This window comes from Pseudomonas mosselii, assembly GCF_019823065.1.
GTDB classification, from domain to species: Bacteria; Pseudomonadota; Gammaproteobacteria; order Pseudomonadales; family Pseudomonadaceae; genus Aquipseudomonas; species Aquipseudomonas mosselii.
Map to the genome: position 1 here is coordinate 778,597 of NZ_CP081966.1, position 12,593 is coordinate 791,189.

General features: G+C 62.4%; 11 protein-coding genes. 7 read left to right on the forward strand and 4 right to left on the reverse strand.

Features of this window, described 5'->3' with window-relative positions; all coding sequences use genetic code 11:
- The first annotated feature begins 16 nt into the window (after positions 1 to 16).
- The 6 genes from infB to K5H97_RS03535 all read left to right on the forward strand — a co-directional run bounded on the left by infB (position 17) and on the right by K5H97_RS03535 (position 7,377).
- A complete protein-coding gene (gene infB / locus K5H97_RS03510) occupies positions 17 to 2,557 on the forward strand; it encodes a translation initiation factor IF-2 (protein ID WP_028691252.1) in 2,541 nt (846 codons plus the stop codon).
- A gap of 116 nt (positions 2,558 to 2,673) precedes the next feature.
- The gene (gene rbfA, locus K5H97_RS03515) at positions 2,674 to 3,072 is read left to right on the forward strand and encodes a 30S ribosome-binding factor RbfA (RefSeq protein ID WP_028691251.1); all 399 of its coding nucleotides are present in this window, start codon (positions 2,674 to 2,676) and stop codon (positions 3,070 to 3,072) included.
- Between the two features lie 3 nt (positions 3,073 to 3,075).
- On the forward strand, positions 3,076 to 3,993 hold the full coding sequence (truB, locus tag K5H97_RS03520) for a tRNA pseudouridine(55) synthase TruB (protein ID WP_028691250.1): 918 nt from the start codon (positions 3,076 to 3,078) through the stop codon (positions 3,991 to 3,993).
- A 149-nt stretch (positions 3,994 to 4,142) separates the two neighbouring features.
- Positions 4,143 to 4,412 carry a 30S ribosomal protein S15 gene (gene rpsO / locus K5H97_RS03525; protein ID WP_003249971.1) on the forward strand — a complete coding sequence of 90 codons (270 nt, stop codon included), beginning with the start codon at positions 4,143 to 4,145 and terminating at the stop codon, positions 4,410 to 4,412.
- Positions 4,413 to 4,660: 248 nt separating this feature from the next.
- On the forward strand, positions 4,661 to 6,766 hold the full coding sequence (pnp, locus tag K5H97_RS03530; protein ID WP_028691249.1) for a polyribonucleotide nucleotidyltransferase: 2,106 nt from the start codon (positions 4,661 to 4,663) through the stop codon (positions 6,764 to 6,766).
- A gap of 260 nt (positions 6,767 to 7,026) precedes the next feature.
- The gene (locus K5H97_RS03535; RefSeq protein WP_028691248.1) at positions 7,027 to 7,377 is read left to right on the forward strand and encodes a BON domain-containing protein; all 351 of its coding nucleotides are present in this window, start codon (positions 7,027 to 7,029) and stop codon (positions 7,375 to 7,377) included.
- 94 nt (positions 7,378 to 7,471) lie between these two features.
- Here K5H97_RS03535 and K5H97_RS03540 read toward each other — a convergent pair whose 3' ends face one another.
- Positions 7,472 to 7,774, reverse strand: a complete 303-nt coding sequence (locus K5H97_RS03540; protein ID WP_028691247.1) for a putative quinol monooxygenase — start codon at positions 7,772 to 7,774, stop codon at positions 7,472 to 7,474.
- Positions 7,775 to 7,835: 61 nt separating this feature from the next.
- Here K5H97_RS03540 and K5H97_RS03545 point away from each other — a divergent pair, with 61 nt between their 5' ends.
- A complete protein-coding gene (locus K5H97_RS03545) occupies positions 7,836 to 8,249 on the forward strand; it encodes a VOC family protein (protein WP_028691246.1) in 414 nt (137 codons plus the stop codon).
- A 69-nt stretch (positions 8,250 to 8,318) separates the two neighbouring features.
- Here the strand turns inward: K5H97_RS03545 and K5H97_RS03550 are convergent, their stop codons facing one another.
- From K5H97_RS03550 to K5H97_RS03560, 3 genes are all read right to left on the reverse strand, one after another.
- On the reverse strand, positions 8,319 to 11,255 hold the full coding sequence (locus tag K5H97_RS03550) for a DUF748 domain-containing protein (RefSeq protein WP_028691245.1): 2,937 nt from the start codon (positions 11,253 to 11,255) through the stop codon (positions 8,319 to 8,321).
- Between the two features lie 79 nt (positions 11,256 to 11,334).
- Positions 11,335 to 12,204: an oxygenase MpaB family protein gene (locus K5H97_RS03555; RefSeq protein ID WP_028691244.1), complete on the reverse strand. Its 870-nt coding sequence runs from the start codon at positions 12,202 to 12,204 to the stop codon at positions 11,335 to 11,337.
- 31 nt (positions 12,205 to 12,235) lie between these two features.
- A complete protein-coding gene (locus K5H97_RS03560; RefSeq protein WP_028691243.1) occupies positions 12,236 to 12,589 on the reverse strand; it encodes an antibiotic biosynthesis monooxygenase family protein in 354 nt (117 codons plus the stop codon).
- Positions 12,590 to 12,593 lie beyond the last annotated feature (4 nt).

Consider the following 12,593-nt stretch of genomic DNA (forward strand, 5'->3'; position numbering starts at 1 on the left):
CTGAGGAGAGAAGTGCATGACGCAAGTCACGGTGAAAGAACTGGCCCAAGAGGTCGAGGCACCGGTAGAGCGCCTGCTGCAGCAGATGCGTGAGGCAGGTCTGCCGCACACCGACGCCGGTCAGGTAGTGACCGACAATGAGAAGCAGACCCTGCTGACTCATTTGAAGAGCAGCCACAAGAGCAAGGCGGAAGAGCCGCGCAAGATCACCTTGCAGCGCAAGACCACCAGCACTCTGCGTGTCGCCGGTAGCAAGAGCATCAGCGTAGAAGTACGCAAGAAGAAAGTATTCGTGCAGCGCAGCCCGGAGGAAATCCAGGCTGAGCAGAAGCGTGAGCAGGAAGAGCGCCGCGCCGCCGAAAACGCCGCGCGCGAAAAGGTTGAAGCCGAAGTGCGCCAGCGCAACGAGGAGCAGGCCCGCCGTCAGGCTGCCGAGGCCCCGGCCGCTGCACCAGTGGCCAAGGCCGAGCCTGCACCTGTTGCAGCCCCGGTAATGGCCAACGCGCCGGTGTCCGAAGACGCCGCCGCTCGTGCCGCCGAGCGCAAGAAGGACGAGAGCCGTCGTAACGAAAGCCGTACCCGCGATGACGATCGTCGCGGTGGTGGCCCGGCTGCGGCCGGTCGTGGCGAAGCGCCGCGCATGTCGGTCAAGGTCAAGGTCAAGGAGAAGGAAAAGGCTCCGACTCCACGTGCAGCGCCACGCACCACCGACGAAGAGAGCGATGGTTTCCGTCGTGGTCGCGGCGGCAAGGGCAAAGGCAAGAAGCGCAACCAGCACGGCTTCCAGAACCCGACCGGTCCAGTCATTCGTGACGTGACCATCGGCGAGACCATCACCGTCTCGGAACTGGCGCAACAGATGTCGGTCAAGGCCGCTGAAGTCGTCAAGTTCATGTTCAAGCTGGGTACTCCGGTCACCATCAACCAGGTGCTCGATCAGGAGACCGCTCAACTGGTCGCCGAAGAGCTGGGCCACAAGGTCACCCTGGTCAGCGACACGGCCCTGGAAGATTCCCTGGCCGAATCGCTGAAGTTCGAAGGCGAGACCACATCGCGTGCGCCGGTCGTGACCGTCATGGGTCACGTTGACCACGGTAAGACCTCGCTGCTCGACTATATCCGTCGTGCCAAGGTTGCCGCCGGCGAAGCCGGTGGTATTACCCAGCACATCGGTGCCTACCACGTCGAAACCGACCGTGGCATGGTCACCTTCCTCGACACCCCGGGCCACGCTGCGTTTACCCAGATGCGTGCACGTGGTGCCAAGGCGACCGACATCGTCATCCTGGTGGTGGCGGCGGACGACGGCGTGATGCCGCAGACCCGCGAAGCCGTGCAGCACGCGAAAGCGGCTGGCGTTCCGCTGGTTGTCGCCGTGAACAAGATCGACAAGCCGGGTGCCGACCTCGATCGCATCCGTAACGAGCTGTCGGTCGAAGGCGTGACCTCCGAGGACTGGGGTGGTGACACGCCGTTCGTCAAGGTTTCGGCGAAGATGGGTACCGGCGTCGACGAACTGCTCGAAGCTGTCCTGCTGCAGGCCGAGATCCTCGAACTCAAGGCCACTCCGACCGCTCCTGGTCGTGGTGTCGTGGTCGAGTCGCGTCTGGACAAGGGCCGCGGCCCGGTGGCCACCATCCTGGTTCAGGACGGTACCCTGCGTCAGGGCGACATGGTCCTGGTCGGTTCCAACTATGGCCGCGTACGTGCCATGCTCGACGAGAACGGCAAGCCTGTGAAGGAAGCTGGCCCGTCGATCCCGGTCGAGATCCTTGGCCTGGACGGCACACCGGACGCAGGCGAAGAGATGTCGGTGGTTGCTGACGAGAAGAAAGCGCGTGAAGTTGCGCTGTTCCGTCAAGGCAAGTTCCGCGAGGTCAAGCTGGCCCGTGCTCACGCCGGCAAGCTGGAAAACATCTTCGAGACCATGGGTCAGGAAGAGAAGAAGACCCTCAACATCGTCCTCAAGACCGATGTGCGTGGTTCCCTCGAAGCGCTGCAGGGTTCGCTCGGCAGCCTGGGCAATGACGAAGTTCAGGTACGCGTCATTGGTGGCGGCGTCGGTGGTATCACCGAGAGCGACGCCAACCTGGCACTGGCCTCGAACGCGGTGCTGTTCGGCTTCAACGTGCGTGCCGATGCCGGTGCGCGCAAGATCGTCGAGCAGGAAGGTCTGGATATGCGTTACTACAACGTGATCTACGACATCATCGAAGACGTCAAGAAGGCCCTGACCGGCATGCTCGGCAGCGATGTTCGCGAGAACATCCTGGGTGTGGCCGAAGTGCGTGACGTGTTCCGTTCGCCGAAGTTCGGCGCCATCGCAGGCTGTATGGTCATCGAGGGTACCGTGTACCGCAACCGTCCGATTCGCGTACTGCGCGATGACGTGGTGATCTTCGAAGGCGAGCTGGAATCGCTGCGTCGCTTCAAGGACGACGCCTCCGAAGTGCGTAACGGCATGGAGTGTGGTATTGGCGTCAAGAGCTACAACGACGTCAAGGTCGGCGACAAGATCGAAGTCTTCGAGAAAGTCCAGGTGGCTCGCACCCTGTAAGGGCCGAGCCGGGTGCAGGCCCCGTCGCAAGGCGGCTGGCGGCGCCTCTGAAGGTAGCGCCCGGTCAGGCTTAAGCCTGACCGGGCGTTTGCCGCTTTACGTTACAGGTAGCAAGAATGGCAAAAGAATACAGCCGTACCCAACGTATCGGCGATCAGATGCAGCGTGAGCTGGCAGAACTGATCCGCCGTGAAGTCAAAGACCCGCGTGTCGGTCTGGTGACCATCACCGCTGTCGACGTCAGCCGTGACCTGGGTCATGCGAAGGTTTTCATCACCGTCATGGGCGAAGAAACGCCCGACGCAGTGAAGCAGTCGCTCAAGGCGCTGAACAGCGCCGCCAGCTTCCTGCGCCTGCACTTGGGGCGCTCGATGCAACTGCGCAGCGTGCCACAGTTACACTTCCACTTCGATGAAAGCGTCAGCCGTGGTGTCCACCTGTCTGCGCTGATCGAGCGTGCGGTGGCCGAAGACCGCCTGCACAAGGATGCCGACGAGCTGGACGCCAAGGAGTAAACGGTGGCCCAGGTCAAACGTATCCGCCGCAATGTCAGCGGCATCATCCTGCTCGACAAGCCGTTGGGATTCACCTCCAACGCCGCCCTGCAGAAGGTTCGTTGGTTGCTCAACGCGGAAAAGGCCGGCCACACCGGCAGCCTCGATCCGCTGGCAACCGGCGTGCTGCCACTGTGCTTTGGTGAGGCGACCAAGTTCTCCCAGTACCTGCTCGATTCCGACAAGGGCTACGAGACGGTCATGCAGCTAGGGCAGACCACCACCACCGCGGACGCCGAAGGCGAGGTCCTGCAGACCCGCGAAGTAACCGTTGGTCGCGCCGACATCGAGGCCGTGATTCCGCGTTTCAAGGGTGAAATCCTTCAGGTGCCGCCGATGTACTCGGCCCTCAAGCGCGATGGCCAGCCGCTCTACAAGCTGGCACGTGCAGGAGAGGTAGTGGAGCGCGAGGCGCGTTCTGTTACTATTGGCCGCTTGGAGTTGCTCGAGTGCGAAGGCACCCGTGCGCGCCTGTCGGTTGGATGCAGCAAAGGCACCTATATTCGCACCCTGGTGGAGGATATCGGTGAGGCGCTGGGCTGTGGTGCCTATGTCGCCGAACTGCGCCGTACGCAGGCGGGCCCCTTCGAGCTGGCACAAACGGTGACGCTCGAGGAACTCGAGCAAGCCCATGCCGAAGGCGGCAACGAAGCGCTTGATAGCTTCCTCATGCCTTCGGACAGCGGGCTGCAGGACTGGCCACTGGTGCTGCTGTCCGAGCACAGCGCGTTCTACTGGCTGCATGGCCAGGCGGTACGTGCGCCGGACGCGCCGCAGTTTGGCATGGTTCGGGTACAGGATCACAATGGTCGCTTCATCGGTATCGGTGAAGTGAGCGAAGACGGGCGCATCGCGCCGCGTCGGCTGATTCGGTCGGAATGACCGGAACCACGGGCAGAGGCTTCGGCTGAAACCGGTGGATACGAGGGTGGCTGTTATTAGGCACGGTCACACCTCTTCTTTTTAATACGGGGACTTGTCCCTGGCCTATTGGAGACCGTTCGCGGGATCCGTTTATCAGGAGAAGCCAAATGGCCCTCAGCGTCGAAGAAAAAGCTCAGATCGTTGCCGAATACCAGCAAGCCGCCGGCGATACCGGTAGCCCGGAAGTGCAGGTTGCTCTGCTGACCGCCAACATCAACAAGCTGCAAGGCCACTTCAAGGCCAACGATAAAGACCACCACTCCCGTCGTGGTCTGATCCGTATGGTCAACCAGCGTCGTAAGCTGCTGGACTACCTGAAGGGCAAAGACACCACCCGTTACAGCGCCCTGATCGGTCGCCTGGGGCTGCGTCGCTAATAGCGGCCTGGCCAGTGGTGTTGCATGGCGTGTCGCATGCATCGGCAGGGTTGCCCGGCAACCCTGGCGTTGGACACGCCACGCGATCTGCGAGGTTGGCAGCCTGGTCCGTCGTGCGGTTCATCCGCCCGGCGCCAGGCTCCCAGCCTCGTGTTGTATCTGGACGGTCAATGGGGCCGATTCCCCGTTCTGCCCAAGAATTCGCAAGAACCAGTTCCCCCAAGAGCCACTGAAAAAGGTAGGAAACCGTGAACCCGGTAATCAAGAAATTCCAGTTCGGTCAATCGACCGTAACCCTCGAAACGGGCCGCATTGCCCGTCAGGCCACCGGCGCCGTGCTGGTCACCGTCGACAACGATGTCACCGTACTGGTGACCGTGGTCGGTGCCAAGCAGGCTGATCCGGGCAAGGGCTTCTTCCCGCTGTCCGTGCACTACCAGGAAAAGACCTACGCCGCCGGCAAGATCCCAGGTGGTTTCTTCAAGCGTGAAGGCCGTCCTTCCGAGAAGGAAACCCTGACCTCGCGCCTGATCGACCGTCCGATCCGCCCGCTGTTCCCTGAAGGCTTCATGAACGAAGTCCAGGTCGTCTGCACCGTGGTTTCCACCAGCAAGAAGACCGATCCGGACATCGCCGCGATGATCGGTACCTCGGCTGCCCTGGCCATCTCCGGCATTCCGTTCGAAGGCCCGATCGGCGCCGCCCGTGTCGCCTTCCACGAAAGCACCGGCTACCTGCTGAACCCGACCTACGAGCAACTGGCTGCCTCGAGCCTGGACATGGTCGTTGCCGGTACCGAGTCCGCCGTGCTGATGGTCGAATCCGAAGCCCAGGAGCTGACCGAAGACCAGATGCTGGGCGCCGTGCTGTTCGCCCACGACGAATTCCAGGCCGTGATCAAGGCGGTCAAAGAGCTGGCTGCCGAAGCTGCCAAGCCAACCTGGGACTGGAAACCTGCCGTTGCCAACACTGAGCTGTTCAACGCCATCCGTGCTGAATTCGGCGAAGCCGTTTCCCAGGGCTACACCATCACCGTCAAGGCCGACCGCTACGCGCGCCTGGGCGAGCTGCGTGACCAAGCCATTGCCAAGTTCTCCGGCGAAGAAGGCCAACCGTCGGCCGGCGAAGTCAAAGAGATCTTCGGCGAAATCGAATACCGCACCGTTCGCGAAAACATCGTCAACGGCAAGCCGCGTATCGACGGTCGCGACACTAAGACCGTGCGTCCGCTGAACATCGAAGTCGGCGTTCTGCCGAAGACCCACGGTTCGGCGCTGTTCACCCGCGGCGAAACCCAGGCCCTGGTCGTCGCGACCCTGGGTACTGCCCGTGACGCCCAGTTGCTGGACACCCTCGAAGGCGAGAAGAAAGACCCCTTCATGCTGCACTACAACTTCCCGCCGTTCTCGGTGGGCGAGTGTGGCCGCATGGGCGGTGCCGGTCGTCGCGAAATCGGCCACGGCCGTCTGGCCCGTCGTTCGGTCCAGGCCATGCTGCCGGCCGCCGACGTGTTCCCGTACACCATCCGCGTGGTGTCGGAAATCACCGAGTCCAACGGTTCCAGCTCCATGGCTTCGGTCTGCGGCGCCTCGCTGGCCCTGATGGACGCCGGCGTGCCGATGAAAGCACCGGTTGCCGGTATCGCCATGGGCCTGGTCAAGGAAGGTGACAAGTTCGCCGTCCTGACCGATATCCTGGGTGACGAAGACCACCTGGGCGACATGGACTTCAAGGTAGCGGGTACCGCCAAAGGCGTCACCGCGCTGCAGATGGACATCAAGATCAACGGCATCACCGAAGAGATCATGGAAATCGCCCTGGGCCAGGCCTTGGAAGCGCGCCTGAACATCCTCGGCCAGATGAACCAGATCATCGGCGAGTCGCGTACCGAGCTGTCGGCCAACGCCCCGACCATGATCGCGATGAAGATCGATACCGACAAGATCCGTGACGTCATCGGCAAGGGCGGCGCCACCATCCGCGCCATCTGCGAAGAGACCAAGGCTTCGATCGATATCGAAGACGATGGCTCGATCAAGATCTTTGGCGAGACCAAGGAAGCCGCGGACGCTGCCAAGCAGCGCATCCTGGGCATCACCGCCGAGGCCGAGATCGGCAAGATCTACGTCGGCAAGGTCGAGCGCATTGTCGACTTCGGTGCCTTCGTCAACATTCTGCCGGGCAAGGACGGCCTGGTGCACATCTCCATGCTGAGCGATGCTCGCGTCGAGAAAGTCACCGACGTGCTGAAGGAAGGCCAGGAAGTCGAAGTGCTGGTACTGGACGTGGACAACCGCGGCCGTATCAAGCTGTCGATCAAGGACGTTGCCGCTGCCAAGGCATCGGGCGTCTAAGCCTTCCCAGGCTGAAAGGAAGGACCCTTCGGGGTCCTTTTTTTATGCCTGCGGCTTTGTCTTGTGGACTTGCATCTTGCATGCAGGATTTTGCCCGGGCTTGCAAAATGCACGACCAGCTATCTAGTGGTTAATTGTTAACTTATTGATTTAAAAGATAAAAAATAAAATCAAAAAGCTGGCACACGCCCTGCAACATCACTTCTACCTGACGCCAGGAACCACGGCGCAGACCTTTCGAAAAAACAGGAGTGACCCACATGAAGAAGTTCGCCATTGCTGCCGCTACTGCCACCGCTCTGACCCTGACCATGGCTAACGCGGCGTTCGCTGCCCAGTCCACCCAGGCCCCGATGACGCTGGCGGCCGGTGAGGTGACCAAAGCCAAGGAAGCTACTTCCGACACCTGGATCACCACCAAGGTGAAGGCCGACTTGATGACCGAGAAAGGCGTGCCAGGCAGCGACATCAAGGTCGAAACCAACAAAGGCGTAGTGTCCCTGTCCTCGGACGTGGCCATTACCGATGCGCAGAAGGAGATGGCGGTTGCCATCGCCAAAAAGATCAAGGGCGTGCAGGCCGTGTCTGCTGATGGCCTGAAGTCGGAATAAGGAATGTCCCGTCGGCCAAAAGGATTTGGCCACCCCTTCAAGCAAAAGCCCCGGCATTAGCCGGGGCTTTTGCTTGCGCTCATGCAGGCGCGCTTCAGTTCACCGGATTGCGTGCGATCACATCGCTCTCGAAGCACACCTGCTCCACGATCAACGGTTCCACCAGCGGCCTGCTGTCCCGGAAATGCGCGGTCTGGGTATGGGTCTCATACGCAGCGTCGTCCTGGTAGATCTCGTACAGGTAGATCACATCTGGATTTTCCCGATCCTGGGCCACATCGAACACCAGGCAGCCCGGTTCGGTAGCCACCGAAGCGGCGGCGTTGGCCTTGATTGCAGTGAGGAAGGCTTCGGCAGTACCGGGTTTCACGCGGGTCTTGATAAACAGACAGTACACAGGAATCTCCTTTTGTTTTAAATTCTTTTCTGAATTGTATACAAAAATAGGAGTCGCGATCATGTCCCAACTACCTGTGCGACCAGGCCGCCTGAATGGCCTGCGTCATATCGCCTTGCTGGTCCCCAATCTGGAGGAATGCGAGCGCTTCTACGTGGATGTTCTAGGCATGGAGGTGCTGAACCGCGCCAATGAAGACCTGGTCTACCTGACCTGTGGCAACGACAACTTGTCACTGGGGCGCGGAGCAGGGGCGGCCAATGGGCTGCAGACACTGGACCACTATGGCTTCATCGTCGACAGCGTGGAGGAGCTGGAAGACTGGTACCAGTACTTCAAGGCCCATGGCGTGACGTTGCTGGATCGCCCGTTCAATCACGGCGATGGGGCGCGCAGCTTCCATTTGCTGGACCCGGCGGGGAACAAGGTGCAGCCGCTGTATCACCCGGCGGTGTCGGGGCAACGGCTGGCCTGATGGTATTGATCGCCAGCGCTACCCTCATCGCCGGCAAGCCGTCGATGAGGGCGATTGGGTCGAGATGCTTTACTCGGCATCCAGGTGCATCGGCGTCACCACGCGGCCATCGCTCTCGGCTTGGCCGAGGTTGGTGTCGATGAAGTACACCCGGTCATCTTCCAGCTGGCCCTTGTCCACGAGGTAGTCCTTGATGCTGCTGGCCCGCTCCTGGCCCAGATTGCGCAGCAGCACGGTACTTTCCGCCCAGGACTTGATCACCGCCTCGCGCAGCTTGGCGCTACGCTCGTCACGGCTCAGGTCCTGCCATTCAGCCGGGGGCTGCTGTTTCAAGCGGGTACGGTAGATGCCTTCGAGCATTGCCGGCTTGTCGCTGTCGTCCACCACCAGCAGCGAGGCGTTGGCCGGTACCTTGTCGCCGCGGCGCTGGAGGATCTTGTACCAGGTGGCCTGGTACTCGCGCTCCAGGCGCTGCTGGGCGATTAGCGGGCCGTCGCTGCTCTGGGCGGCGGTGCCTTCGATCTCCAGGCGCAGTTCGGGGCGTGCCTTGAGGGCTGAGGCGAGCTTGTCGAGGGAGGCCTGCACATCAGGGGTCAGGTCGCTGGAGCCCGCCGCGAAAGAGACGTTGCCCAGGTCTTGCGCGCCGCCGCCGGAGACCAGCCCGCCGAGCAGCTTGAACGGCGCCTGTGCCGCGCGCAGCACCAGGTTGCGCAGGGTCTGCCAGACGATCGGCATCACGCTGAATTGCGGGTTGTTGAGGTCGCCCGACACGGGCAGCTCGATGGAGATCCTGCCTTCGGTGTCCTTGAGCAGCGCCACCGCCAGGCGGATCGGCAGGTCCACGGCGTCCGGGCTGTCGACTTTCTCGCCCAGTTGCAATTGCTCGATCACTACCTTGTTCTCGGCCTTGAGCTGACCGTTGGTGATCAGGTAGTGCAGGTCCAGGTTCAGCCGGCCCTTGCGGATGCGCATGCCCGCGAACTTGCCTGAATAGGGGGTGAGGGTGGTCAGCTCGACACGCTTGAAGCTGGTGGCGATGTCCAGGCTGGCCAGCGGGTTGAACGGGTTGAGCGCGCCCTTGATGGTGACCGGCGCGTAGCGGTCCACCTTGCCCTTGATGTCCACTTTGGCCGGCAGCGGCTTGCGGTTGTCGATGGTGCCGATCTGGCCATTGAGCTGCTGCACGGCGGTGGCGAAGTTGGGTGTAAGGGTCAGGTCGGCGAAGTTGGCCGAACCGTCATTGATGCTGATCTGGCCGATACGAATGCCCAGTTCCTTGCCACCGCCGGACGCCGCCGACTTGCTCGGCGCCGCAGCCGGTTTGTCCGCGGGTTGCGGGATCAGCAGGTCGTCGACGTTGGTGGTACGGTCTTCGTTGATGATGAAGCGCGCATAGGGTTGCAGCAGAGTGACCTTGTCGATCGACAGGGCATCACCGTGCACGTAGGACAGGCCATCGACGTTGACCTGCTGCCATTTGACGAAGTCGCGGTTCTTGATGGTGTCCAGGGTGTGCAGCTGGTTGGCCTGGGCCTTGCCGGTGATGCTGAAGGCCAGTGGTTCGGTGCTCTTGAGGTCGACCTTGAGGTCGCTGGAGAGCATGCCGCTGCGCAGCTCCAGGCGGATGAACGGGCTGATGTAGGCCTGGGCGACCCGCAGGTCGATGTCGCGGGTGGCCACGTCGAGTTTCGCCGTGACCGGTGCCAGGTTGACCTGGCCGGCGGCCTGCAGCTTGCCCTGCTTGCCCACGCCGGTGTCGAGCTTGAGGGTGAAGGGTGACTGGTTGAGGCTGTCGAAGTTCTGCAGGTCGAGGTTGAGCGGGCCGATATCCAGGGCCACGGGCTCCTTCTGGCTACGGTCGGCCAGGTGGACCAGGTAGTTGCGCGCCTGCACATCCTTGAGCAGGACCTGCCAGGGCTTGCCCGGCTCCTTGGCGGCCTGCTCTTCAGGGGTCGGCTCGGCGGCGGCGGGCTCGGCCTTTTCCTTCGGCGTGGCCTTGGCGGGCTGGCTGGCGAACAGCTTCTGCCAGTCGAGCTGGCCGTCCTTCTCCAGGGCTGCCCAGGTCTCCAGCTTCTCGCTACGGATCTTGCCGACGGTGACCAGCTGTTTGGCCAGGTCGATGGAGGTCTCGCTGACTTCCAGGCTGGCCAGGCGGGCCAGCGGGCGACCGTCCGGGGCCTTTATGGCAAAGGGCGCGACCCGCACCGAGGTGTTGTCGAGCAGGAACTCGGTTTCCTTGGCGAGGTTGAGCTTGTAGTGGGTGTCGAGGCTGACCATGCCGTCTTCCAGCACCAGCGGCACGGCGTCACGCACATAAGGCCAGAACAGCTTCATCTTGCCGTCGGTGACCTTGAGGGTGCCTTCGGAGGCGATCGGCGTCAGGCTCAGGGTGCCGCTCCAGTCGATGCGCCCACCTGACGGGCCGTTGGCCACCAGGGTCATGTCGGCGTTGTCGTCGGGCAGGGTGCTGAGGTTCTTCAGTTCCAGGTTCATCGAGTCGTAGAGGAACTCGATCGGCTCGCTCGGGCGCAGGTCCTGGAAGTGCAGGTAGCCCTCGCTGAGCTTGATGCTGGCGATGCGCAGCGGGAACGGATCGCTGGGCGGCTCGTCCGGCTTGGGCTCGCTCGGCGGAATCTTGAACAGCTGGGTCAGGTTGAGGCTGCCGTCCTTGGCGAACAGCAGCTCGGTGCGCGGCTTGTCCAGTTCCACGGCGTCGAGGCGCAGGGCCTTGGTCCACAGGCTGTCGAGGGCGAGGTTGGCGTACAGGCGTTCGAAGCCGACCTGCTCCTTGCCGGGTTCGCCGATCTGCAGACCCCAGAGCGTCAGCTCAAGGCTGAACGGGTTGAGCTCGATGCGCTGCAGGTGTGCCGGCACCGTGGCGTATTGCGCCAACTGCTGGTTGGCAATGCGCAGGGCGACACCTGGAAGAATGAAAAAGCCGAGCAGGCCGTACAGGGCCACGAGGGCCAGCAGTGCGCCGATAGCGCGGGTCAATCCTTTGGGCATGTGTCGCATCGTCTGTATCAGGCTGGAGTGCTTGGAGTATGGCACGTTAAATCGGTTCCGATGAACGGAGCAAAATACCTCATTCGAGGCCCATGCGCCGCCGTGCTCGGTGCGCCGAACCGTCGCGCATGGCCCAGCGCAGTACCGGGGCGGTGTTGTCCAGGCCCAGGCGGATCATGCGCCGTTCGACCGCGCCCAGGTGCAGGCCGAGCATGGCGCAAGCCCACTCTGGCAGCAGGTCGATGCCGGCCTTGAGCATCAGCTTGCCCACCGGTTCTGCCATCCGGCTGGGCGCCGGGGCCTTGAGCAGGATGTCCACCACCTCCAGGCTGCGTGCGTCGCACTGCAGTTGTGGGCGCATGCGTTGCAGGTACTCGTCGACCTCGGCGCAGGAGCGTGGCACGTCACGTGCACCGAGGCGTTCGGCGATCAGTGCGATCTCGTCGTAGTAGGCGTCCTGTTCGGCACGCGGCAGGCGGGGGTTGCGATAGCGCAAGTGGGCGGCGAGGAAGCTGCTGACTTCGGCCACATGCACCCAGGTCAGCAGGTCTGGGGCGCTGGCCGCATAGGGGCGGCCGTCGGGCGCGGTGCCGGTAACCTTGAGGTGGATGGTGCGGACCTTGTCGATCAGCCACTCGGCGTCGCGGGTGGAGCCGAAGGTGGTGCCGGAGATGAACTGACTGGTGCGGCGCAGGCGTCCTAACAGGTCCTGACGGAAATTCGAATGATCCCACACCCCGGCCAATGCCAGCGGGTGCAGCAGTTGCAGCATCAACGCGCTGATCCCGCCCACCAGCATGCTGGGGAAGTCGCCATGTACCCGCCAGCTGATGCTCTGTGGGCCGAACAGGCCGGGATCGCCTTTGGGCGATTCCAGGTCGAGCTGGCCGAGGGCCAGCCCGGTGAGGCTCATTACCTGGGTTTCGATGCGACGGCGTAGGACTTCCATGGCGACCTGTGCTGGCCGCCATGGCGGCCGTCTATGAATTGAGGCGTTTATCGTTCAGCCGGTCATCAGCCGGGCCTGAGGTGGAGCGCGTCTCGAACGTGCCACCCTGGACATGATAAACCGTGGGCTCCTCGGAAAAATACGGCGACAGGTGGGCCATGAAGACCTGGTGATCTTCACTGGCCTCGAAGCCAGGCGTGTGATCCTCGAGGGATTGCCACTGCACGATCAGGTTGAATTGATAGGGTGCTTCGATCCCTTGCGCGAGCAGGTGGCTGATGTGCCCATTGGCCCGGCTGAGCAGAGGGGCCACTTCGGCGAAGGCGTGCCTGAAGCTGTCGATATGTGCCGGCTGGATGGGAAGTATGGCGATTTCGTAGATCATGGCA